The organism is Dietzia sp. NPDC055340 (assembly GCF_053645335.1).
Genome location: NZ_JBSHML010000021.1, coordinates 1 through 23985, shown reverse-complemented (window position 1 = coordinate 23985; position 23985 = coordinate 1). Strand labels below are relative to the sequence as shown.

At 68.7% G+C, this 23985-nt stretch carries 22 protein-coding genes and 1 tRNA gene; 2 read left to right on the top strand and 21 right to left on the bottom strand.

All coding sequences use genetic code 11. The features are described 5' to 3' along the window. Positions 1-9 precede the first annotated feature (9 nt). The 16 genes from nucS to rho form a co-directional block, all read right to left on the bottom strand. On the bottom strand, positions 10-690 hold the full coding sequence (gene nucS, locus ACWIFB_RS14595; protein WP_454058642.1) for an endonuclease NucS: 681 nt from the start codon (positions 688-690) through the stop codon (positions 10-12). A gap of 45 nt (positions 691-735) precedes the next feature. Further along, positions 736-1185 (bottom strand): DUF2550 family protein, encoded by a 450-nt coding sequence (locus tag ACWIFB_RS14590; protein ID WP_454058641.1) that lies wholly within the window; start codon positions 1183-1185, stop codon positions 736-738. A 56-nt stretch (positions 1186-1241) separates the two neighbouring features. Beyond that, positions 1242-1616 (bottom strand): F0F1 ATP synthase subunit epsilon, encoded by a 375-nt coding sequence (locus ACWIFB_RS14585; RefSeq protein WP_230930371.1) that lies wholly within the window; start codon positions 1614-1616, stop codon positions 1242-1244. 9 nt (positions 1617-1625) lie between these two features. After that, the gene (gene atpD / locus ACWIFB_RS14580; protein WP_452099975.1) at positions 1626-3074 is read right to left on the bottom strand and encodes a F0F1 ATP synthase subunit beta; all 1449 of its coding nucleotides are present in this window, start codon (positions 3072-3074) and stop codon (positions 1626-1628) included. A gap of 3 nt (positions 3075-3077) precedes the next feature. Continuing rightward, positions 3078-4064, bottom strand: coding sequence for a F0F1 ATP synthase subunit gamma (locus ACWIFB_RS14575; RefSeq protein WP_454058640.1), 987 nt, complete (start codon positions 4062-4064; stop codon positions 3078-3080). Between the two features lie 55 nt (positions 4065-4119). Continuing rightward, the gene (gene atpA, locus ACWIFB_RS14570; protein WP_452099977.1) at positions 4120-5757 is read right to left on the bottom strand and encodes a F0F1 ATP synthase subunit alpha; all 1638 of its coding nucleotides are present in this window, start codon (positions 5755-5757) and stop codon (positions 4120-4122) included. Between the two features lie 105 nt (positions 5758-5862). Next, positions 5863-6681, bottom strand: coding sequence for a F0F1 ATP synthase subunit delta (locus tag ACWIFB_RS14565; RefSeq protein ID WP_452099978.1), 819 nt, complete (start codon positions 6679-6681; stop codon positions 5863-5865). Between the two features lie 14 nt (positions 6682-6695). Beyond that, positions 6696-7268, bottom strand: coding sequence for a F0F1 ATP synthase subunit B (locus ACWIFB_RS14560; RefSeq protein WP_295649488.1), 573 nt, complete (start codon positions 7266-7268; stop codon positions 6696-6698). Positions 7269-7299: 31 nt separating this feature from the next. Further along, positions 7300-7545, bottom strand: a complete 246-nt coding sequence (locus tag ACWIFB_RS14555; RefSeq protein ID WP_182631968.1) for an ATP synthase F0 subunit C — start codon at positions 7543-7545, stop codon at positions 7300-7302. A 100-nt stretch (positions 7546-7645) separates the two neighbouring features. Further along, the gene (gene atpB, locus ACWIFB_RS14550) at positions 7646-8437 is read right to left on the bottom strand and encodes a F0F1 ATP synthase subunit A (RefSeq protein ID WP_344993554.1); all 792 of its coding nucleotides are present in this window, start codon (positions 8435-8437) and stop codon (positions 7646-7648) included. A 205-nt stretch (positions 8438-8642) separates the two neighbouring features. Then, on the bottom strand, positions 8643-9098 hold the full coding sequence (locus ACWIFB_RS14545; RefSeq protein ID WP_452099979.1) for a hypothetical protein: 456 nt from the start codon (positions 9096-9098) through the stop codon (positions 8643-8645). 10 nt (positions 9099-9108) lie between these two features. Beyond that, positions 9109-10269, bottom strand: coding sequence for a glycosyltransferase family 4 protein (locus tag ACWIFB_RS14540; RefSeq protein WP_454058639.1), 1161 nt, complete (start codon positions 10267-10269; stop codon positions 9109-9111). A 2-nt stretch (positions 10270-10271) separates the two neighbouring features. Then, a complete protein-coding gene (locus ACWIFB_RS14535) occupies positions 10272-10925 on the bottom strand; it encodes an L-threonylcarbamoyladenylate synthase (protein WP_452099980.1) in 654 nt (217 codons plus the stop codon). After that, positions 10922-11851 carry a peptide chain release factor N(5)-glutamine methyltransferase gene (prmC, locus tag ACWIFB_RS14530; RefSeq protein ID WP_452099981.1) on the bottom strand — a complete coding sequence of 310 codons (930 nt, stop codon included), beginning with the start codon at positions 11849-11851 and terminating at the stop codon, positions 10922-10924. Before prmC ends, ACWIFB_RS14535 begins: the two co-directional genes overlap by 4 nt. A 5-nt stretch (positions 11852-11856) precedes the next feature. Then, on the bottom strand, positions 11857-12942 hold the full coding sequence (gene prfA, locus ACWIFB_RS14525; RefSeq protein ID WP_454058638.1) for a peptide chain release factor 1: 1086 nt from the start codon (positions 12940-12942) through the stop codon (positions 11857-11859). Beyond that, positions 12939-14972: a transcription termination factor Rho gene (rho, locus tag ACWIFB_RS14520; RefSeq protein WP_452100021.1), complete on the bottom strand. Its 2034-nt coding sequence runs from the start codon at positions 14970-14972 to the stop codon at positions 12939-12941. Before rho ends, prfA begins: the two co-directional genes overlap by 4 nt. 502 nt (positions 14973-15474) lie before the next feature. On the opposite strand from rho, the gene ACWIFB_RS14515 reads away from it, so the two are divergent. Further along, a complete protein-coding gene (locus ACWIFB_RS14515; protein WP_454058637.1) occupies positions 15475-17130 on the top strand; it encodes an AMP-binding protein in 1656 nt (551 codons plus the stop codon). 98 nt (positions 17131-17228) lie between these two features. Here ACWIFB_RS14515 and thrB read toward each other — a convergent pair whose 3' ends face one another. Genes thrB through argS form a run of 5 tightly spaced genes read right to left on the bottom strand, consistent with a single transcriptional unit; the run spans position 17229 to position 23683 of the window. Further along, the gene (gene thrB / locus ACWIFB_RS14510) at positions 17229-18191 is read right to left on the bottom strand and encodes a homoserine kinase (protein WP_454058636.1); all 963 of its coding nucleotides are present in this window, start codon (positions 18189-18191) and stop codon (positions 17229-17231) included. Further along, positions 18188-19270 (bottom strand): threonine synthase, encoded by a 1083-nt coding sequence (gene thrC, locus ACWIFB_RS14505; protein ID WP_454058635.1) that lies wholly within the window; start codon positions 19268-19270, stop codon positions 18188-18190. Before thrC ends, thrB begins: the two co-directional genes overlap by 4 nt. Then, positions 19267-20619: a homoserine dehydrogenase gene (locus ACWIFB_RS14500; RefSeq protein ID WP_452099986.1), complete on the bottom strand. Its 1353-nt coding sequence runs from the start codon at positions 20617-20619 to the stop codon at positions 19267-19269. The genes thrC and ACWIFB_RS14500 overlap by 4 nt, the downstream gene beginning before the upstream one ends. Beyond that, a complete protein-coding gene (gene lysA / locus ACWIFB_RS14495) occupies positions 20616-22034 on the bottom strand; it encodes a diaminopimelate decarboxylase (RefSeq protein ID WP_452099987.1) in 1419 nt (472 codons plus the stop codon). The genes ACWIFB_RS14500 and lysA overlap by 4 nt, the downstream gene beginning before the upstream one ends. After that, positions 22031-23683, bottom strand: a complete 1653-nt coding sequence (argS, locus tag ACWIFB_RS14490; protein WP_452099988.1) for an arginine--tRNA ligase — start codon at positions 23681-23683, stop codon at positions 22031-22033. Before argS ends, lysA begins: the two co-directional genes overlap by 4 nt. A gap of 189 nt (positions 23684-23872) precedes the next feature. On the opposite strand from argS, the gene ACWIFB_RS14485 reads away from it, so the two are divergent. Next, positions 23873-23945: transfer RNA gene (locus tag ACWIFB_RS14485), tRNA-Arg, on the top strand. Positions 23946-23985 lie beyond the last annotated feature (40 nt).

Genomic DNA, 23985 nt, shown 5'->3' with positions numbered 1-23985 from the left:
ACACCCCGCTCAGAAGAGGCGCAGGTCGTTGGAGTCTGTTCCGCGTAGCCGGTCGTAATCAAGGGTCACGCAGCGGATACCTCGGTCCTCGGCCAGCGTTCGCGCCTGGGGCTTGATCACCTGCGCGGCGAAGATCCCGTTGACCGGCGCGAGCAGCGGATCACGATTGAGTAGCTCGAGATAGCGCGTCAGCTGCTCGACGCCGTCGATCTCGCCGCGGCGCTTGATCTCCACTGCGACCGTCGTGCCCTCGGAGTCGCGTCCGAGGATGTCCACGGGGCCGATCGCGGTCATGTACTCGCGGCGGATCAGGCTGTAGCCACGGCCCAGAGTGTCGATGTGCTCCGCGAGCAGCTCCTGCAGATGAGCCTCGACACCGTCCTTCACGAGGCCGGGATCCACCCCGAGTTCGTGCTGGGACTCATGGTGGATCTCCGCGACGGTGATGCGTAGCTGCTCGCCGGACTTGTTCTCGATCACCCACAAGCGGTGATCCTCGTTCTCGGGATGATCCTGCTCACTCAGGGTGCACGGCGGGGTCATCCAGTTGAGCGGCTTGTATGCGCGGTCATCGGCGTGCACACTCACCGATCCGTCGGCCTTCACCAACAGCAGCCGCGGAGCCATGGGGAGATGGGCGGTGAGCCGACCGACGTAGTCGACCTGGCAGGTGGCGACGACGAGTCGCAACAAAACCTCCTGAGTTCGGCACGGGTGGCCGGAGACGAGCGGGATTCAGCGCCTGCGACGCCTGGAACGTATCTGGTCGGTCGAGCAGGCCTCGACCCACGCCAAGAGCCCGGTGAGCGCTGACGGACCCAGGCAGATGTCGCCCTCGACCAACTGGTCGCGGCGATCACGACCGGAGAACGGGACGATCATCTCGCCGGCCTCCGCCACGTCCAGTTCCGAGCCCGTCGGATGACGGCGCCGCCCGAGAACGAGCGTGCGCCTGTCCAGTCGGACATCCGGTGTGAAGCGGATGCTGAACAGGCGATAGAAAGCCACGTCGGCGTCCGTGTACCGCACGGCTCCGTAGGTCCACGTGTCCTCACCCGTCTGCCGGGTCAGCACCGAAGTGGAGTTGTGCCGGATGAACACCAGCCGATACACGACGGCCGCGACCACCGGCGCGAGTATGAGCAGGACGACGACACCGAGGACAACCTCGATGGGAGCCGTCAATCTGTTCAACTCCTTCCGGTGGTCGCGGCCGTTGTGACGGTCGAGACCTGGTGGGGCTAGGCGCCCGCCTTCTCGATGGCGCGAAGACGGCCCCGAGCAGCGGCTGCGGCGGCGGCGTCGTCGCCCGCATCCGCAAGCGCCTGCTCCGCGGCCGAACGGTCGATCGACTCCGACCAGGCCGCTGCTTCTCCGAGGATACTCACCTTGTTGGCGGTCACCGAGAGGAACCCACCCTCGACGGCGGCGACCTTCTTGCCCTCGTCGGTGTACACGGTCACGGTGCCACCGGTGTCCAGCTCGCCGAGCAGCGGCTCGTGACCGGCCTGGATACCGATCTCGCCCTCGGTGGTCTTGGCGACCACCATGCTCGCGGTCCCCGACCAGAAACGACGCTCGACAGTGACGAACTCGACTTCGATGTCAGCAGCCATGTTCTACGGTCACTTCCCCGCGAGCTTCTTCGCGGCGGCCTCGACGTCGTCGAGACCGCCGATGCCGTTGAACGCCTGCTCGGGCAGGTGATCGAGCTCGCCCTTGCACAGCTTGTCGAAGGCCTCGATGGTCTCGGACAGCGGAACGACGGAGCCGACCTGACCGGTGAACTTCTCCGCGACGAGGAAGTTCTGACCCAGGAAGCGCTCGAGGCGGCGGGCACGCTGGACGGTGACCTTGTCCTCCTCGGAGAGCTCGTCCATACCGAGGATCGCGATGATGTCCTGGAGCTCCTTGTACTTCTGGAGGATCCGGATGACTTCCTGCGCGACGCGGTAGTGGTTCTCACCCACGATGCCGGGCTCCAGGATCCGCGACGTCGAGGTCAGCGGATCCACGGCCGGGTAGATGCCCTTCGAGGCGATGGAGCGGGAGAGCTCCGTGGTCGCGTCGAGGTGGGCGAACGTGGTCGCCGGCGCCGGGTCGGTGTAGTCGTCCGCGGGGACGTAGATCGCCTGCAGCGACGTGATCGAACGACCACGGGTCGAGGTGATCCGCTCCTGCAGCTGGCCCATCTCGTCCGCCAGGGTCGGCTGGTAACCGACAGCCGACGGCATGCGACCGAGAAGGGTCGAGACCTCGGAACCGGCCTGCGTGAAGCGGAAGATGTTGTCGACGAAGAGCAGAACGTCCTGGCCCTGCACGTCACGGAAGTACTCGGCCATCGTCAGGGCCGAGAGGGCGACGCGCATACGGGTCCCCGGCGGCTCGTCCATCTGGCCGAACACCAGGGCCGTGTCCTGGAGCACGCCCATCTCTTCCATCTCGAGGAAGAGGTCGGTGCCCTCACGAGTACGCTCACCGACGCCGGCGAACACCGACGTGCCGGAGAACTCACGCGCGATACGGGTGATCATCTCCTGGATCAGAACGGTCTTGCCGACGCCGGCGCCACCGAACAGACCGATCTTGCCGCCCTTGACGTACGGGGTCAGCAGGTCGATGACCTTCACACCGGTCTCGAGGATTTCGGTCTTACCCTCGAGCTGGTCGAAGGCCGGCGGCTCACGGTGGATGCCCCACTGCTCGCCGTCCCGGCCGGTGCCGGGAGCGTCGAGGCAGTCGCCGAGGGCATTGAAGACATGGCCCTTGACGACGTCTCCGACGGGCACGGAGATCGGCTTGCCGGAGTCCACGACCTCGGCGCCACGGACGAGACCATCGGTGGACTGCATCGAGATGCAGCGAACCATGTTGTCGCCGAGGTGCTGGGCGACCTCGAACGTGACGGTCTTGGCGACGGCCTCGAGCGTGATCTCCGCGGTGAGGGCGTTGAAGAGGGCCGGGAGGGCGCCGCGCGGGAACTCCACGTCGACGACCGCACCCAGGACGCGGGCGACCCGGCCGGTGAGACCGGCCGTGCCCGTCGTGCTCTGATCGGTAACAGCTGTGGTCATTACTTAGTCACTTCCTGCGCTCGCGGCGAGCGCGCCAGCGCCACCGACAATCTCGCTGATTTCCTGGGTGATCTGTGCCTGGCGGGCCTGGTTCGCCTCACGGCTGAGGCCCTCGACCAGTTCTGTCGCGTTGTCCGTGGCGGACTTCATCGCGGTACGACGAGCCGCCGACTCCGACGCCGCCGACTCCAGCAGCGACGCGAACGCCCGGGTCGACATATACCTCGGGAGGATGTTGTCAAGCAGGGTGTCGGCGTCGGGCTCGAAGGTGACCTCGGGCTTGAACTCGGTCCTGGACGTATCCAGCATGTCCTCGCCGAGATCCAACTCCTCGATCTCGACCTGGGTCTCGATCGGGGCCAGACGACGAGCCCTCGGCGTCTGGGTGAGCATCGACTTGAACTGGGTGTAGACGATATGGACCTCGTCGACGCCCTTGCGGGTGGTGTCGCCCGTGTAGTCCTCGCCGAGGAACTCCGACGCGTCGAAGGTGCCCTCGCCACCGGCCGCGAACGCGGTCGACAGCAGCTGGAAGGCCGGCCGGGCCTCCTGGTAGTCGGGCTTCTGCGAGTGGCCGTGCCACGCGCCCGCGATCGCGATCTCACGGAACGTGTAGTACACGATGCCCTTGTTACCCAGGACGTAGATATCGACCTCGCGGCCCTCGCCCTCCAGGAAGGCGATGAGCTCGGAGGCCTCCTTGAGCACGTTGTGGTTGTAACCACCGCACATACCGCGGTCGGAGGTCACGACGAGGATCGCGGAACGCTTGGCGTTCTCGGGCTCGTTGAGCATCCGGTGCTGCACCGACGACGCGCTGGCGAGGTCGGTCAGGATCGCGGTGATCTGATCCGCGAACGGCTGGGCCTCGGCGACCCGGGCCTGGGCCTTGGAGATCTGCGACGTGGCGATCAGCTCCTGGGCCTTGGTGATCTTCTTGGTCGAGTTGACGGACTTGATCCGGTCGCGCAGTTCACGCATATTCGCCATGGTTTCAGATCACACTCCTCTCGCCCTTGAATCGGATGGCTGTCATCTCGAGGCCTCAGGCCTTCTTCTTGGTGACCGTGAGGGTCTCGCGGTCGATCTCGTCCTCGGAGAGTGCCTCGGCCTCGGGCTCGTTGACCACGCGGGAGCCGTCGGAGGCCACGAAGCCCTCCTTGAACTCATTCGTCTTGGCCTCGAGCGTCGCCTTGGACTCGTCGGACAGAGCCGCCCCGCCGTCGATCTGGGTGAACACGTCGGCAGCTCCGTGGTGCAGCTGCTCCAGCAGCTCGGCCTCGAAGCGACGGATGTCGGCGACCGGGACGCTGTCGTAGAAGCCCTCGCCGGCGAGGTAGATCGAGACGATCTGGTCCTCGACGGAGACCGGGGAGTTCTGGTCCTGCTTCAGGATCTCGACCAGACGCTGACCGCGCTCGAGCTGGGCCTTGGAGGCCGCGTCGAGATCGGACGCGAAGGTCGCGAAGGACTCGAGGTCACGGAACGCGGCGAGGTCGAGACGCAGCGAGCCGGAGACCTTCTTCATACCCTTGGTCTGCGCGGCGCCACCGACTCGCGAGACGGAGATACCGACGTTGACCGCGGGGCGGACACCGCGGTTGAACAGATCCGACTCGAGGAAGACCTGACCGTCCGTGATCGAGATGACGTTGGTCGGGATGAACGCCGAGACGTCGTTCGCCTTGGTCTCGATGATCGGCAGACCGGTCATCGACCCGCCACCCATCTCGTCGGACAGCTTGGCGCACCGCTCCAGCAGCCGGGAGTGCAGGTAGAAGACGTCACCCGGGTAGGCCTCACGACCCGGCGGGCGGCGCAGCAGCAGCGAGATCGCGCGGTAGGCGTCGGCCTGCTTGGACAGGTCGTCGAACACCACCAGAACGTGGGCGCCGCCGTACATCCAGTGCTGCCCGATCGCGGAGCCGGTGAAGGGGGCGAGCCACTTGAAACCAGCGGAATCGGAGGCCGGGGCGGCCACGATGGTGGTGTAGTCCATCGCGCCGTGCTCCTCGAGGGTCGCCTTGACGCCCGCGATGGTGGAGCCCTTCTGACCGATCGCCACGTAGATGCACCGCAGCTGCTTGGTCTTGTCGCCGGACTCCCAGTTGGCCTTCTGGTTCAGGATGGCGTCGATGCAGACCGCGGTCTTCCCGGTCTTGCGGTCGCCGATGATCAGCTGACGCTGGCCGCGGCCGATGGGGGTCATGGCGTCGATGGCCTTGATGCCGGTCTGCATCGGCTCCTCGACGGGCTGACGCTCGAGCACCGAGGGCGCCTGGAGCTCGAGGGCGCGGGTGCCCTCGGCCTCGATCTCGCCCAGGCCGTCGATCGGCTGACCGAGCGGGTTGACGACACGGCCGAGGAAGCCGTCCCCGACGGGCACGGAGAGAACGTCTCCGGTACGACGAACCTCCTGGCCCTGGGCGATCTCGTCGAAGTTACCGAGGATGACCGCACCGATCTCGCGGTCCTCCAGGTTCAGCGCGACGCCGAGGATCCCGCCGGGGAACTCCAGCAGCTCGTTGGCCATCGCCGAGGGAAGGCCGCTGATGTGCGCGATACCGTCACTGGTATCGACGACAATGCCGACCTCTTCCTTGGTCGCGTCGGTCGAAACAGTTGAGGTGTAGTTCGCAATCGCGCTGCGGATCTCGTCGGAGGAGATCGTCAACTCCGCCATGTCATTCCTGCTCTCAAAGTCGGGATGTGCTTTATAGGTTGTGCGTGAGCCACTTACCGCGGGATCACGGCCGAGTCGCAGCTCGTCGTGTGACCGGCGAGCCGGTCAGCGGAGGCTTCGCCGGAGTGCGTCGAGCCGGCCCGCCACGCTGCCGTCGATGATCTCGTCACCCACCCGGACGACCACTCCACCCATCAGGGTCGGGTCGATCTCATTGTGGACCGCGATCTCGCGACCGTAGATCGACCGGAGCCGACCACCGAGGTCTGTCGTCTGCTGTTCCGAGAGTGCCTCGGCACTGGTGACCACGGCAACGGTGCGGCCACGGAGTTCCGCGGCCTGACCGGAGATCTCCATGAGATCGTCCGCCGGCATTCCCGTGGGCCGGGCGATGGCCTGGGACGCCAGGGCCTCGGTCACCGCGGTGACCTTGCCGTACAGCACCTGCGCGAGCAGGGCTCGCTTGGCGGAGGCCTCGGCGGTGCGATCGGCAAGTGCCTGTTCGAACTCGGCGTCGCCCGCGACGATGCGGCCGAGCCGGAACAGCTCGTCCTCGACCGTCTGGAGCTGGCCCTGCTCGTCAGCGGAGCGCATGAGCGCCTCGCGGCCGAGCGTGATCAGGCCTTCCCGCAACTCGCGCGGGTTGGACCAGTCCTGAGAGACCGCAGCGAGCAGCAGATCGAGCGTGGCCTGGTCGATCTTCCACCCGAAGACCCCGCGAACGAGGTCCTGCCGGGCCTCGACCGACGCCGAGGTGTCGGCCACCGCGACCCGCAGGGACCGGTTGTCCTCGAGGACGTCGACGACCTGGAAGAGTTCCTGGCCCACCTTGGCGCCCGTCACACCCCCGGCCGGGTTGGCGGCCAGAGCGGATTTCAGGGCGTCGCGCGTGCTGTCGAGCGCCTCACGGCTCGCTGCGTGCATGGACTCCACTTCCCTTAGTTCTTGCCCGCGCCGGGGACCCGGTCGAGGTCTGCCAGAAAGCGGTCGATGGTGCCGGAGCGGCGGACCGAATCAGACAGCTGCTCACCCATGAGTCGCTCAGCGAGGTCGACGGACTGACGCCCGAGGTCAGAGCGCAACTCGGTGATGATCTGCTGGCGCTGGGCAGTGAGCTGCTGCTCACCCGCGGCGACGATACGCTCGCGCTCGGCCTCGGCCTCTGTCTTCATATCCGAGAGGATCTGCTGGCCCTGCGCACGCGCGTCGTCGCGGATCTTGGCCGCTTCGCTGCGCGCCTCCGCGAGCTGGGCCTTGTACTTGGCCAGCTCTTCCTTCGCCTCGGCCTGGGTCTGCTCGGCACGACGCAGACCGCCCTCGATGCGCTCCTCACGCTCGTCCATTACCTGCTGGAACTTCGGGAGGATGAACTTCCAGAAGAGCCAGAGGATGACCGCGAGCGGGATGAGCGACCAGACGATGTCATACAGCGGAGGAATGAGCGGGTTGACGCTCTCCTCCAGGGGGAGAGTCTCCCCTTCGGCCGCCAAGATGGCGATGACGTTGTTCATGGTGCGTCCCTAGAGGTCGGTGTGTCGTCGATCAGAACAGGAAGCCGGCGACGATACCGATCAGGGCGAGCGCCTCGGTGAAGGCGATGCCGAGGAACATCGTGGTGCGGAGGGTGCCGGCCATCTCCGGCTGGCGGGCCATGCCCTCGACGGTCTTGCCGACGAGGATGCCGATGCCGATGCCGGGGCCGATCGCGGCGAGGCCGTAGCCGATGGCGCCGTAGCCCTGGTTGGTGACGGTCTGCTCGGCGGCCTGGGCGAGAGTGACGATGTCCATGGGGTTTCCCTTTCAGATGGCCGGTCCGGGGTGTTCCGAACCGGTCGGACGTGATGTGTCGGGTTGACAGGTGGTCGTGTCAGGCCTCGCGGCCCGGGTTCTAGTGGTTATCAGCGTGCAGCGAGCTGTCGATGTAGACCGCGACCAGCAGGGCGAAGATGTACGCCTGAAGGAAGATCACGAGGAGCTCGAACAGCGTGAACGCGACGGACAGCACCGAGATACCGGCGGACAGGAGGGTCCAGCCGTTGAGCTGCCAGAAGAAGAAGTTCGTAGCGCTGAAGAGCAGCACGATGATGAGGTGACCCGCCAGCATGTTGGCCATGAGACGGATGGTCAGCGTGACCGGACGCAGGATGAACGTCGAGAGGATCTCGATCGGGATCAGCAGGATGTGCAGCGCCGGCGGCACGTTGGGGATGACCACGCTGGCCTTGATGTAACGGAGGAACCCGTACTTCTTGGCACCGGCGTAGATGAAGGTGATATAGCCCAGAGCCGCCAGAACCATCGGGAAGCCGATACGAGCGTTCGGCGAGACGTTGAGTCCTGGCAGCACCGTCGGAAGGTTCATCGCGAGCACCGCGAAGAAGATGGTGGCGATGACCGGCAGGAAGCGACGTCCCTGCTCCTTGCCCAGGATCTCCTCGGCCACGTGGACGCGGACGAAGTCCAGGCAGATCTCGGCGAAGTTCTGCACACCGCTCGGGATGAGCCGCGGATTGCGCATGGCGAACATGAAGAACGCCATGAGAACGACTGCCATGAGGATACGGACGAACATCAGGCGGTCCATGACGAAGGCGTCCGCGGCGAAGCCAGTGAACCACTGGTCGACAGGGAAGAACTCTTTGTCGATGTCAGGGGCGTGGAACTCGCCCTTGAAGGCCAGAAGCGTGGTACTCAGTGTGTTCTCCCCTGGTCGTGTAGGGCGGCTGGCGCCCGAGCGCGTGCAGTACGAGCGGCCCGGTGCTCGCGGCCGATTCGGGTCAGCGCGCGAACGTCTGCCGGCCGTGAAGTGGCCCGGCGACGTGCTCGTCTCACCGTCGAAGAGAATAACATCCCGGTCTCGAAAGCCGCATGTCAGGGGGACCCGGTCAGGTGACGGTCGGGTCGGCGGGCTCGATGTAGGGCGTCCGGGTCTTGAGGATGCCCCACGTCTCGGCCGCCAGGACGACGACCAGAGCGGCGATGATGGTGACCGCGAACGCCGGGCGTGAGTAGAAATCGAACCGCTCGATCACCGCCACCACACCGATGGCGACGACGAGCTTGAGCAGCCAGGTGCCGAGAAGAATAGCCGCGGTGGTCTGCGGTGCCGTCCGCGCGGTGGCCATGACCACCACCGCGGTGGTGAGAACGAAGGCCCCACCGATGCCCGCACCCATCACCGCGCCCCACAGGCCCGGTACACCGTCGACCAGGGTCCACGCGATGACGCTGATCACCGTGAGTACGACGAGTGCGAGCCCGCCGAGTCGGACGGCGGTGCGTAGGCCGGCGTTCTGGGGGCCGGGTCCGGGCTGATCGGGCGTCGCAAGAGTGTCGCTCATGACGAGCAGCCTAGCGGGACGCCCCGTCACCACCCGAGTTGTCCTCGACCCGCGCACTCCGCAGCCGCGGCACGAGCGTGGCGACGAGCACCATGAGGAGGCCGGCCGCCACGAGCGGCACGATCACCTCCGTCGGGAGCATGGTCGCGCCGACCGCGCCGAAGGCGATCAGGGAGACCCAGGCGTAGATGACGAGCGCGACCCGGCGGTGCGAGTGGCCCAGCGCCAACAGCCGGTGGTGCAGGTGCATCTTGTCGGGCGCGAACGGGCTACGCCCCGCTCCGATCCGGCGGATGATCGCCATCACGAGATCGAGCATCGGCACGAACATCGCGGCGGCCACGACGATCATCGGAGAGAGCAGCACGATCATCTCCTGCGGCCCGTACAGGCTCTGTGAGATCTTGCCCGAGGCGCTCGTGGACGCGGCGGCCAGCACGAGCCCGATGAGCATCGAGCCCGAGTCCCCCATGAAGATCCGGGCGGGCTGGAAATTGTGCGGCAGGAAGCCCAGCAGGGCACCGGCCAGGACGGCGGTGACGAGAGCGGGCGGATACGCGCCGACGGTGCCGCCCTGGTCGAGCATGATCCCGACCGAGAACACGCAGATCGCGAGCGCGGCGATCGTGCCGAGTCCGGCGGCGAGACCGTCGAGGCCGTCGACGAAGTTCATCGCGTTGACGATCGCCAGCGTGAACACGACCGTGAGCAGCCCGGCCTGGAGCTGGTCGAGCACGAGGATGTTGCCGTCTCCGAAGGGCAGATACACCAGCGTCCACGACACGCCCATCGCCACGAGCACCCCGGCGGCAGCAGCCTGCCCGGCGAGTTTGGTGACCGCGCCGAGGCCGAGGATGTCGTCGACGATGCCGAGCAGGACGATCACCCCGCCGGCGAGGATGGTCGCCTCCACGTCCGGCGCGAACGGCGGGAACGCGCGGTTGAGGGCGGGTAGCTGCGCGGCGAGATAGACCGCGACCAGCATTCCGGTGAAGATCCCCACGCCACCGAGCCGCGGTGTGGGCACCAGGTGCACATCGCGCTCACGCGGGTAGGCGAGCCCACCGATCGCGGGCGCCACCCCCCGCACCAGGCCGGTGACGACGAAGGTGACGAGGCCGGCGGTGACCCCGATGAGCAGGAGCTCCCGGAACGGGATCCCGACGCCCACGGCTAGCCGCGCAGCTGCGCCGGGTCGATGTCGAGGACCTCGCCGACGCGCTCGGCGGTCACGGCGCCCTCACGCACGATCCTGGGGCCGGGTCCGGTCAGGTCGACGATGGTCGACGGCCGGCCGATCGAGCACGGCCCGCCGTCGAGGTACACCGCGACCGAGTCGCCGAGCTGCTCGCGTGCCTCGACGACGGTGGTGGCGGGAGGCTGCCCGGAGACGTTGGCGCTGGACACCGCCAGCGGTCCGACCTCACGCAACAATTCGATCGCCACGGGGTGCAGGGGCATCCGCAGCATGACGGTGCCCTGGGTGTGCCCGAGGTTCCAACCCAGAGACGGGGCCTGGTGGACGATGAGGCTCAGCCCTCCGGGCCAGAACGCACGGATGAGATCACGCGCGGCGGCCGGGGTGCTCACCACGAGCCCGTCGATGGTCTCCCATGATCCGACCAACACCGGCACCGGCATGTCCGGCCCGCGGCGCTTGGCCGACAGCAGCAGGTTGACCGCGTCCGGGTCGAAGGCGTCGGCGGCGATACCGTAGAGCGTGTCCGTGGGGGTCACGACGAGCCGGCCCGCCCGCAGGGCCCCGGACGCGGAGCTCAGGCCGACCTCTCGGCCGGTCTCCTCGGTGCAGTCGTAGGTGATGGTCACCGGGTGATCCCCTTCTGGGCTGTCGGGTCGTCGTCGTCGGCTCCGTCGTGGCGCGTCGCGGTGACGAACCGCGGCCGTCCGGCGAGGTCGGTGTGCTGTTCCACGGTACCGAAGCCGCCCCGGCGCCCGACGACCGCCGCGACCTCGGCGCCGGTCGTGTCGTCGTGCTCGACGGCCAGGTGGCCGCCCGGGGCGAGCAGGCTCGCCGCGAGGTCCACGAGAGGCACGACGACGACGAGGCCGTCCGTCCCCCCGAACAGCGCCGTCGCCGGCTCGTGGCCCAGGACCTCGGCGGGCAGGTCGTCGGTCAGCGGGATGTACGGCGGATTGGAGACCACGGCGGCCACGCGGCCGCGAAGCCGTGGCAGCAGGTGGGGATCCGTGGCGTCGCCGTGATGGATCTCGATCGGGGTGTCGCCCGCGTCCGCGCGGGCGGCGGCGTTGCGGCGTAGCCAGTCCAGCGCCGCCTCGTGCAACTCCACCGCGTGCACCCGGGCGTCGGGGCGGGCGTGGGCGATCTCGAGGGCGATCGTGCCGCTACCCGCGCACAGATCCACGACCACCGGCCCCACTCCCCCGGTCGGCGCCGGGAGGCGGGCGAGGATCCATTCCACGAGGAGTTCGGTTTCCGGGCGCGGGATGAACACACCCGGCCCGACGGAAAGCTCGAGGCGTCCCGACGGGGCGGTGCCGAGCAGATACTGGAGCGGGACGCCCCGGCCCGCGCGCGCGGCGACGATCCGATCGACTTCTGCGATGGCGGCCTCGTCGAGCCCATCAGCGAGCATGAGCCGCGACCTGTCGACGCCGAGTACGTGTGCACAGATGAGGCGGGCCTCCACCCCGGCGGAGTCGATTCCCGCTCCGGCCAGCGCCGCCGCCGCGCCGCGCACGACACCGGCCACGGGGACCGGCCGCGGGTCCACGGTGGTCAGGCCTCGTCCATCCGACGTCGACGCTCTTCGTCGGCGAGCGCGTCGAGCACCGCGTCCATGTCCCCGTCGAGGACCGAATCGAGGTTGTGCGCCTTGAATCCGACCCGATGGTCGGCGATCCGGTTCTCCGGGAAGTTGTAGGTGCGGATGCGCTCGGAGCGGTCGACGGTGCGCACCTGCGTCGCGCGCCCTTCGGCGGCCTCGGCCTCGGCGGACTCCTCGGCAGCAGCCTGGAGCCGCGCGGCCAACACCTGCATGGCGCGCTGCTTGTTCTGCAACTGGCTGCGTTCGTTCTGACACGTGACGACGGTGCCGGTGGGCAGGTGCGTGATGCGAACCGCCGAGTCGGTCGTGTTGACGCCCTGCCCGCCCTTGCCGGACGAACGGTAGACGTCGATCCGCAGTTCCGACTCGTCGATCTCGACCGGACCTACATCCTCCGGCTCGGGGAACACCAGCACGCCGGCGGCCGACGTGTGGACCCGCCCCTGGGACTCGGTCACCGGAACACGTTGGACACGGTGCACGCCACCCTCGAACTTCATCCGCGACCACACGCCGTCACGTGACGGCTGCTTGGCGCGGATGGAGAACGAGGCATCCTTGTAGCCCCCGAGATCGGACTCGGTCACGCCCAGCACCTGAACGGTCCACCCGTGCTTCTCCGCGTAGCGCGTGTACATGCGGGCCAGGTCCGCGGCGAACAGCGCGGACTCCTCGCCGCCCTCCCCCGACTTGATCTCCATGAGCACGTCGTCGGCGTCGTGGGGGTCGCGCGGCGCCAGCAGATCCGCGAGCCGGATCTCCAGTTCCGAGGCCTCTGCGTCCAGCCGGTCGGCCTCGTCGGCGAACGAGGAGTCGTCGTCGGCCAGCTCCCGGGCCGCGGCGGCGTCGTCGCGCGTCGAGACCAACGCCCGGTAGCACTGGACGACAGGGGTCAGCTCGGCGAACCGCTTACCGACACGGCGGGCGGCCGCGGCGTCCTCGTGCAGTGTCGGATCCGACAGCTGCGCCTCGAGGCCGCCGTACTCGGAGAGGACGTCGTCGATCGATGACGGCGCACGTCCCGCGCCATCGCTCACTCCTCGTCCTGGGGCAACGTCGGCGTGGTCTTGGCCACCTGGAGGAGGAACTCGTAGTTCGTGTTGGTCTTACGCAGCTGCGACATGAGCAGGTCGATGGCCTGGTGCGTGTCCAACCCCGACAGGACGCGGCGGAGCTTGTGCATGATGCCCGCTTCCTCCGGGCTCATCAGCAGCTCCTCCTTGCGGGTGCCCGAGGGGCCCACGTCGACGGCCGGGAAGACGCGCCGCTCGGCGATCCGACGGTCGAGCTTGAGCTCGGCGTTACCGGTGCCCTTGAACTCCTCGAAGATCACCGTGTCGCCGGCGGAGCCGGTCTCGACCATCGCGGTGGCGATGATCGTGAGCGAGCCACCGTTCTCGATGTTCCGGGCCGCGCCGAGGAACCGCTTGGGCGGGTACAGCGCGGTGGAGTCGACACCACCGGACAGGATCCGGCCCGAGGCGGGCGAGGAGTTGTTGTAGGCGCGGCCGAGGCGCGTGATGGAGTCGAGGAGGACGACGACGTCCTGCCCCAGCTCGACCAGACGCTTGGCGCGTTCGATCGCCAACTCGGCGACCTGCGTGTGGTCCGACGGCGGGCGGTCGAAGGTCGAGGCGATGACCTCACCCTTCACCGAACGCTGCATGTCGGTGACCTCCTCCGGACGCTCGTCGACGAGCACCACCATGAGGTGGCATTCCGGGTTGTTGGTCGCGATGGCGTTCGCGATGTTCTGCAGGATCGTGGTCTTGCCGGCCTTCGGCGGCGACACGATCAGTGCGCGCTGCCCCTTACCGATCGGCATGATCAGGTCGATCACGCGGGTGGAGATGATGTTCTTCTCGGTCTCCAGGCGCAGCCGCTGGTTGGGGTACAGCGGCGTGAGCTTGGAGAAGTCCACGCGGTTGCGGGCCTGATCGATCGGACCACCGTTGACGGTGTCGATCCGGACCAACGGATTGAACTTCTGGCGGTTCTTGCCGCCGCCCTGCCCGCCTCCCTGGTTTCCACCCTGGCCGTCGTTCTGGCCGTCGCGCGGCATCTTGACCGCGCCGGTGATCGCATCGCCACGGCGCAGACCGTGCCGACGGATCATGTTCATGGAGACGTAGACGTCGTTCGTTCCGGCGAGGTAACCGGACGTGCGGACGAACGCGTAGTTGTCCAGCACGTCCAGGATGCCCGCGACCGGCTGGAGGACGTCGTCCTCCCGCACCTCGGTGTCGCCGTCGTTCTGCCGGTTCCCGCCGCGGTTTCGCTCGCGCCGGCGCCGGCTACGACGCCCGCGGCCACCACCGTCGTCGTCGCGGTTGTTGCCGTCTCCCCGGGGGCCGTTGCCGTCGCCCTGGTTACCCGAGCCCTGGCTGTTCGAACCCTGCTGCTCGCGGTCGTCGTTGTCCCGGTTACGGCCGCCCTGCTGGTCACGGTTGCGGCCGCCCTGATGGTCGCCGCCCTGCTGATCCCGGTTGCGACCGCCCTGCTGATCCCGGTTGCGGCCACCCTGCTGGTCGCCGCCCTGCTGGTCACGGTTGCGGCCGCCCTGCTGGTCGCCGCCCTGCTGATCCCGGTTGCGACCGCCCTGCTGATCGCGATTCTGCTGGCCCGGATCCTGGTCGTCACGGCCCTGACCGCCGCGACGCTGACGTCCGCCCTGGTCGCGCCCCTGGCGATGGCCGCCGTGGTTACCGTCCTCGCTGCGCGAACGATCGGAGTCCTGTCCCGAGTCGCCGTGGGTCGACGCCTCGGCCGACCGGCGGTCCCCGTCGCCTTCAGCGGACCGCTGCTGCTGCGGGTCTGACGTCAGCGACGACGCGGCGGGCCGGGTCGCCTCGGTCGTGTCCCCGCCGCGGGAGTCGGCGCCGCCACCGGAGGATTCGGCTGTGCCGGACGTCCCGGTCGACGCCTTGGCGGGGGCCGCGGCCTGAGCCTTGGCCGGGCCGGGCCTACGTGCGCCCTCGATCATGGCGACGAGTTCGCCCTTGCGCTTGCCCGACAGGCCCTTGAGGCCCATCTGCTGCGCGAGTCCCTTGAGGTCAGCGAGGCGCATTGCGGACAGCGAGGCGCCCTGAGGCGGTGTGGAGGTGGTTTCCGTCGAGGTCACGGGGATCCTTTCTGGGCCCGGAGCCGGGGCGGTGTGGACCGCCTCGCATCGAGCAGGTGTCCGGGATCCGGAGTCGGCGTCCCGGGTGGCCGCGTGGGCCTCTCCGCACTTGCGGCAGAGCCACATACGGAGTGTTCGTCTGAGGGGGATCCTCGTGGGGGACGAGCCGCCCACGCGGGAGGATCCCTGATCGCCATATCGCCATTCGGCCGTTGCCTACCGGGAGCCACCCTGTGACACCCGAGCGAAGACGGGCGACTGTGCAGGATCCCGGGACGCGGGAACGACCGAGCGTCCGTGGCTGACAGGAAGCATACTACCTGCGGGCACACACGTACATGTCCCCCTCCGCGCGTCACGACCGTCACCCCCTCGAGTCGGAGCCGGGCGGTAACGTACAGCACACCGATAACGCGTCCGGCAGGAACCGATCAGCAGGAGGTGGCCCGTGTTCGGAACGATGCTCGACACCCCACTTCTCGTCTCACGGATCCTCGAGCACGCGGCGGAACGCCACGGCGGCTCCACCATCACGGGGTTCGGGAGCCGGCTGGAACCCCACCCTGTCAGGTTCGATGTGGTGGCTGCCCGCGCCGCCGCCACCGCACACGCACTGTCCGCCCTCGGGGTCGGGATCGGTGACGTGGTGGGGATCCTCTCGGAGAGCCGTACGGAGTACGTCGAAGCCGTCTTCGCGCTCCCCGCGATGGGCGCGGTGGCGATGCCGGTCAACACCCTCCGCTCGGCGGACTTCAAGATCTCCGCGCTCGGGGAGAACAGGGTGTCGGTGATCCTCGTGGACCCGGAGATCCTCTCCCCTGTCCTCGAGATCGTGTCGGGTGTGGCGAGCCTGCGCCACGTCGTCGTCATGGACAGTCACGTGCCTTCCGACCTTCCCGGCACGCACCTCGAGGTACACGCACTCGAAGCCCTCCTCGACGGGCGACCCACGGCCTACCCGTGGCCTGATCTCGACGAGCGAACCGCGGCGGCCATCGCGTACACCTCCGGCACCACCGGCAGCTCCAAGGGTGTCGCGTACACGCACCGGTCGATCTGGCTCCACTCCATGCAGATCTGCATGGCCGAGAGCGCCGCGCTCCGCAGCGGCGACACCGTGCTGAGCACGGTCCCCATGCATCACGTCATGTCATGGGGGATGCCGTACGCCGCATTCATGTCCGGTGCCAGCCTGATCACCGCTCGCCCGCGACCCGGCGAGGCGCTGCACACGGGTGCCGACCTCGCCAACCTCCTGGGCACGCATCGCCCCAACAAGGTCGTCACCACCCCGGCCGCGCTCCAGCAACTTCTCGGCAGGCTGGAGACTCATCCGCAATCGCTCTCCCACCTGACCGAGATCGTCGTGGGCGGATCCGGCGTACCGGAGGCGTTGATCGATGCCTTCGTCGAGCGTCACGGTGTCCCCCTGATCCAGGCCTACGGGCTCACCGAGACCAGCCCCATCGCCGCCTTCGCCCGGCCCGACCCCCACTCCTCCGCCACCCACCGGCGCGCCCAGATTCTCGGGCAGGGCCGCTTCTCCGCGGGAGTGCAGGCCCGCGTGGTCGACGGCGGCCGGGTACAACCCAACGACGGGTGGTCCGTCGGCGAACTCCAACTCCGCGGCCCGTGGGTGACCGCCTGTTATCTCGGGGACGCGGCCCCGGAGCGCTTCGTCGACGGGTGGCTGCGGACCGGCGACATGGCCAGCATCTCGCCCAAGGGGTACCTCGCCGTGGTGGACAGGGTCGACGACACGATCGCCTCGGGCGGGGAGCTGATCTCCAGCATCGAACTCGAGCACGCGGTGCTCCGAGACGAACGGGTGGCGGACGCCGCGGTGATCGGTGTGCCCGACGAACGCTGGGGCAGCCGGCCCCTAGTTCTAGTGCGTCTCAAACCCGGGGTGACGGCTCGCGCGCGCTCGCTCTGGGAGGGGCTCGAGGGCGTGCTCGAGATGTGGAAGCGGCCGGATCGGTGGGCGTTCGTCGACGACATCCCCAGGACCACGGTCGGAAAATACGACAAGATCCGGATCCGCGCGCGGCACGCGTCCGGCGATTACGAGATCACCAGGATCACGCCCGGGTCCACGCAGTGAGGACGACGCCCGGCCGGGATCACCCGGCGGGACGTACGCCCATCACTGTCCTCGGTGCCGAAGCACCCGGGCCGTCTCGTCGTTCCGACCCGGCGCTCTCACTCGGCGGCGACCACCCGGGCGCCGTCGGCGATCCGCAGATCGAGTACCCGCCACCCCTGCGCCTCGGCGAGGTCGCGTAGATCCGAAGGGAGGCCGGACGTGCCGAGAATCAGCACGGTAGGGCCTGCGCCGGACACCGTCGCGGCGAATCCCCGCTCGCGAAGCCGCGTCACCCACTCCATGGTCGCGACCAGTGCCGGCGCGCGGTACGACTGGTGAAGTCGGTCCTCGGTCGCCGCCACGAGGAACTCGGGGTGGGACGCGAGCGCCACGGACATCAGCGCGGCGCGGCTGGCGTTGAACGCCGCGTCCTCGTGCGGCACCGTCGCCGGGAGCAGTCCCCGGGTCTGGGCGGTCGACGACGTCTCTGACGGCACCAGCACCGTCGCGACGATCGACGGATCGACCTCCATGCGAACCGCACGATAGGTCACCGCGGTGGCCGAACGCTCGGTCCACGAGACCACGACGCCGCCGAGCACGCTGGCCGCGGCGTTGTCCGGATGTCCCTCGAACTCGCTGGACAACTGGACCAGGTGCTCGGCCGTGAGGGCGCCGTCCATGAGGCCGTTGGCGGCGACCAGGCCACCGACCGCGGCGGACGCCGACGACCCCAGCCCCCGGGAATGCGGGATGGCGTTGTGGCACGAGATCCGCACGCCCGGCACCCCCACGCCCCCGGCCCGCAGTCCCGCCTCGACCGCCTTGGCGACCAGATGAGACGCGTCCTCGGGAACCTCCCCGGCCCCCTCGCCGGTGACCTCGAGCTCCAGGCCCGACTCGATCGTGGTGACCGTGATCGTGTCGTAGAGCCCCAGGGCCACACCGAGCGCGTCGAAGCCGGGGCCGAGATTGGCACTCGACGCCGGCACCTCGACGGTGACGGACCCGCCGACCGGCAGGATGCGACCGCCCGAGCTGCCGAAGACCTCCGGGCCCGGACCGTTCATGTCGCTCATTCCAGACCGAGGGCGCCGGCGACCGCCGAGGGGTCGACCGGGACCGGCTCGACCTCGGGCATGCCCAGCAGTGCCGTATCCGGGTCCTTGAGCCCGTTGCCGGTGACCGTGCACACGATCGTCTGACCGGCCTCGAGCTCGCCGCCCGCGTGGGCGTCGAGCAGACCGGCCACCGACGCCGCCGAGGCGGGCTCGACGTAGACGCCGTCCTTGCCCGCAACCATGCGGTACGCCTCGAGGATCTGCTCGTCGGTGCGCTTGCGGAAGGTGCCGCCGGACTCTTCGCGGGCGTTCACCGCGCCATCCCACGACGCCGGGGCGCCGATGCGGATCGCGGTGGCGATGGTCTCCGGGTTCTTCACCGGCGCGCCGTCGACGAGCGGGGCTGCGCCGGCGGCCTGAACACCCATCATGCGCGGACGGTTCGAGATGATCCCGTCCGCGTGGTACTCGGAGTAGCCACGCCAGTACGCGGTGATGTTGCCCGCGTTGCCGACGGGCAGGAAGTGGAGGTCCGGGGCACGCCCGAGAACATCCACGATCTCGAACGCGGCGGTCTTCTGACCCTCGATGCGGACCGGGTTGACCGAGTTGACCAGACCGATCTCCGCGTAGGTCGCCGTGGTCTTGCGTGCCAGCTCGAGGCAGTCGTCGAAGTTGCCGTCGACCTGGATGATGGTCGCACCCATCATCACGGCCTGCGCGAGCTTGCCTGCGGCGATCTTGCCCTGCGGGATGAGAACCGCGCACTCCATACCGGCGCGCGTGGCGTACGCGGCTGCCGAGGCCGAGGTGTTGCCGGTGGACGCGCACAACACGGCGCGCTGGCCGCGGGCCTTCGCGTCGGTGACGGCCATCGTCATACCGCGGTCCTTGAACGACCCGGTGGGGTTGAGGCCCTCCACCTTGAGGTAGACCTCACACCCGGTGACCGCCGAGAGATGAGTCGCCCGGATGAGCGGCGTGCCGCCCTCGTAGAGAGTCACCGGCTCCCAGTTCTCACCGATAGGGAGGCGGTCTCGGTAGGCCTCGATCAGGCCGGGCCAGCGGCTGTGCACGGGCTGGTGGGTGTTGCTCATTCGGTGTCCACTCCCTCGAGACGGATGACGCTGGTGATGTCCGTGACGGCGTCCTGGTCGGAGAGCGCGGCCACCGTGTCGGCGAGCGCGCGCTCGGAGGCGCGATGAGTCAGCACCGTCAGTTCGGCGCTGGCCGGCGCGTCGTCGCCTTCTCCCACGGCGGCCTGGACCTCGGTCTGGCGGCACTGGGCGATCGAGACCCCGTGGTTCGAGAACTCCGCGGCCACGAGCGCGAGCACACCGGGCTTGTCCGCCACACGCATGCGCACGTGGTAGCGCGTGAGGATCTCGTCCATCGAGGCCACCGGGAGGGCGGCGTACGTGGACTCGCCGGGGGCACGGCCCGCGCCGACCTTGTTACGCGCGGCCGCGACCATGTCGCCGAGCACCGCCGACGCGGTCGGCGCGCCACCGGCACCCTGGCCGTAGAACATGAGCCGACCAGCCGCCTCCGCCTCGACGACGACGGCGTTGAACGCGCCGTTCACCGCGGCGAGCGGGTGGCTGTTGGGCAGCAGGGCGGGATAGACGCGAGCGGAGACCGCCTCGGTGCCGTCGGCGCGGCGCAGCTTCTCACAGATGGCGAGCAGCTTGATGGTGCAGTCCATGTCGCGGGCCGACTCGAAGTCGTCCGGGGAGATCCGGGAGATCCCCTCGCGGTAGACGTCCCCGGCGGTCACCCGGCTGTGGAAGGCGATCGAGGCGAGGATGGCCGCCTTGGCGGCCGCGTCGTAGCCCTCGACGTCCGCGGTGGGGTCGGCCTCGGCGTATCCCAGGCGCGAGGCCTCGGCCAGCGTCTCGGAGTAGTCGGCGCCGGTGGAGCCCATCTCGGACAGGATGTAGTTCGTCGTCCCGTTGACGATGCCGACCACGCGCTCGACCTGGTCACCCGCCATCGAACGGCGGAGCGGGCCGATCACGGGGATCGCGCCGGCCACGGCCGCCTCGAAGTACAGGTCGGTGCCGGTGGCGTCGACCACCTCGGCCAGCTCGTCGGTGTACTCGGCGAGCAGCGCCTTGTTGGCGGTGACGACGGACTTGCCGTGGCGCAATGCCTCGAGGAGGAGGGGACGTGGGACGTCGATGCCACCCATGAGTTCGACGACGACGTCGACGTCGCCCCTCGACACGAGCGTGGACGGGTCCGCGGTGAGCAGCTCGGGGTCCACCCCGCGATCCTTCGTCAGGTCACGGACAGCGACCCCCCGAAGCTCCAGCGGCGCACCGATCCGCGCGGCGAGTGCCTCCGCGTTCTCGGTCATGAAGCGGATGACCTCGCTGCCGACGGTGCCCATCCCGAGCACCGCCACTCCTACGGGTCGCACGCCTGACGCTGTTGCGTCGCTCACTGTCCCACCTCCAGGCTCGTCAGATCGTCAAGGGTCTCACGGCGCAGCACGAGTCGTGCCCGCCCGTCGCGAACCGCCACCACCGCGGGGCGTCCGATGAGGTTGTACCGGCTCGACATGGAATAGCAATAGGCCCCGGTCGCCGCGACGGCGACGAGGTCGCCGGCCCCGACGTCCTCGGGCATCCACAGGTCGCGAACCACCACGTCACCGCTCTCGCAGTGCTTGCCCACCAGGCGGGAGACCACCGGTGTCGCGGTCGACTTCCGACCCACGAGCCGGGCGTCGTACTCGGCGTCGTACAGGGCGGTGCGGATGTTGTCGCTCATCCCCCCGTCGACGCTGACGTAGCGCCGACTCTCGCCGCCGGCGAGTTGGACGTCCTTGGTCACGCCGACCTCGTACAGCGTGACCGTGCCCGGGCCGGCGATCGCTCGTCCCGGCTCGACGACCAGCGTCGGCGGGGTCAGGTCTGCCTCCCGGGCGAACGACTCGACGATCTCGGTCAGCGACGCGGCCAGCTGGGCGACGGGCGGAGGATCGTCCGACGGGACATAGCTGATCCCCAGGCCGCCTCCGAGATCGAGGTGATCGAGCTGCCTGGTCCGCTCGGCGCCGAACTCGTCGACGATGTCCCGGAGCAGCCCGATCACGCGGCGGGCGGCGAGTTCGAATCCGTCAATCTCGAAGATCTGCGAGCCGATGTGGCTGTGCAGCCCGGTCAACCGGATGTTCTGTGCCGCGAACACGGCCCGGACGGCCTCCATCGCGGCGCCGCCGGAGAGGGAGAAGCCGAACTTCTGATCCTCGTGGGCGGTCGCGATGAACTCGTGGGTGTGTGCCTCGACTCCGACGGTCACGCGGATGAAGACATCCTGGACGATCCCCTCCTCGGCCGCGATACGGTCGAGGAGCGCGATCTCTGACATCGCATCGATCACGACATGGCCGACACCGTTGCGCACGGACATGCGGAGTTCGTCACCGGATTTGTTGTTGCCGTGGACCGTGATCCGCTCGGCCGGGAAGCCGGCGCGGAGTGCGATGGCGAGCTCGCCGCCCGAGGCCACGTCCAGACTCAGGCCCTCCTCGGCGACCCAGCGGGCGACCTCGGTGCACAGGAACGCCTTGGAGGCGTAGTGCACGCGGTCCGCTCCCCCGAACGCCGCGGCCATCTCCCGACAGCGGGACCGGAAATCGTCCTCATCGATCACGAACAGCGGTGAGCCGTACTCGGCCGCGAGCTCCGATGCCGCGACTCCGGCGAACTCCACGACCCCGTCCTCGCGACGCCGGGCGCCCCGGGGCCAGACCGCCGGGGCGAGGTTCATGAGCGCGTCGGCGTCGCCGGGCCGCTCGCCGATGGCCGGTGCGTGCGGGTACTCGTGCCGCGAGCCCGCGGGGTGCGCGCTCACATCTTCTCCGGTGCGTTGACACCGATCAGGCGCAGGCCGTTGGCCAACGTCTGTCGTGTGGCCGCACTCAGGGCCAGGCGGGCGGCGTGCAACGGTCCGGGTTCCTCGTCCCCCATCGGCAGCACCCGGCAGGTGTCGTAGAACCGGTGGTAGGCGGCTGCCAACTCCTCGAGGTACCGCGCCACACGGTGGGGCTCGCGGAGGTCCGCGGCACTGGCCACCACGCGCGGAAACTCGCCGATGGTGCGGATGAGCGCGCCCTCGCGGTCCTCGACCAGCAACGCCATGTCGGCACCCTCGACGGTGACGCCGAGGTCGGCGGCGTTACGGGCCAGCGAGCACAGGCGCGCGTGCGCGTACTGGACGTAGAACACCGGGTTGTCGTTCGTGGCCGAGGCCCACAGCTGCAGGTCGATGTCCATCGTCTGGTCGACCGAGGACCGGATGAGCGCGTATCGGGCGGCGTCCACACCGATGGCGTCGACGAGATCGTCCAGGGTGATGACGGTGCCGGCACGCTTGCTCATCTTGACCGGGGCGCCGTCACGGACGAGGTTGACCATCTGTCCGATGAGGACCTCGATCGTGGCCGGATCGTCGCCGAGGGCGGCGGCGGCGGCCTTGAGGCGGGCGATGTAGCCGTGGTGGTCCGCCCCCAGCATGTAGATGCAGAGGTCGAAGCCGCGCTCCCGCTTGTCGAGGAAGTACGCGATGTCACCGGCGATGTACGCGGCATTCCCGTCGGACTTCAGGACCACCCGGTCCTTGTCGTCCCCGAACGAGGTGGACCGCAGCCACCAGGCCCCGTCCGACTCGTAGAGGTTGCCGTTTCCCTTGAGGGTCTCGACGGCGCGATCGACCGCGCCGGAGGTGAACATCGAGTTCTCGTGCGTGTAGACATCGAACACCGTGCCGAAGTCCGCGAGCGAGGACTTGATGTGGCTGAACATCATGTCGACCCCCACGGAACGGAAGATCTCCAACGACTCCGCTTCGGGCTTGTCCAGCACGTCCGGGTGCTCGGCGACGATCCGGGCCGCGATGTCCTCGATGTAGGCACCGGCGTAGCCGTCCTCGGGGGTGGGCTCCCCCTTGGCCGCCGCGGCGAGCGACGTGCTGAACCGATCGATCTGGGCGCCGTGGTCGTTGAAGTAGTACTCGCGGGTGACCTCGGCACCGGATGCCTCGAGGACCCGGCCCAGCGCGTCACCGACAGCAGCCCACCGGGTTCCGCCGAGGTGGATGGGCCCGGTCGGGTTGGCCGAGACGAACTCGAGGTTCACCCGGCGGCCGGACAGCGCATCCCCCGCCCCGTAGTCGACGCCCTTGGCGAGCACGGTGGACACCAGGGATCCCTGCGCACCGGAGTCGAGGCGGATATTGAGGAAACCCGGCCCGGCGATCTCAGCCGATTCGATTCCCGCGTCCGCGACCAGCGCGGTCGCGAGATCACCTGCGAGGTCACGCGGCGCGACGCCGACCTTCTTGCCCAGCTGCAGCGCGATGTTGGTCGCGTAGTCACCGTGTTCCGGATTGCGCGGTCGCTCGACCGTCACCGTCTCCGGAACGAGCGAGATATCGGCCCCGCGATCGGTGAGGACGGTGATGAGGGCGGCTCGGATGACGGCGGCGAGATCAGCGGGAGTCACGTCTTCATATCCTAGGTGTCAGCACGTCGTCGGGGGAATCGGCGTCACGGTCACCGCTCCCGGGTCCTGCCGGGCGGGCCCGATGCGGCCGCTCTCCGGGACCGGTGCTACGATCAGTCTCGCTGTTCGAGAGGTGCCACCCACGCGGTGGGCCCGAGAGCCGCCTCCGGTCTCCACGGCCGGTATCCCGCCCTCGTAGCTCAGGGGATAGAGCGTTGGTTTCCGGTACCAAAGGTCAGGGGTTCGATTCCCTTCGGGGGCACAACCGAAATAGCGGAAGGGCCCGGGCAGATGCCCGGGCC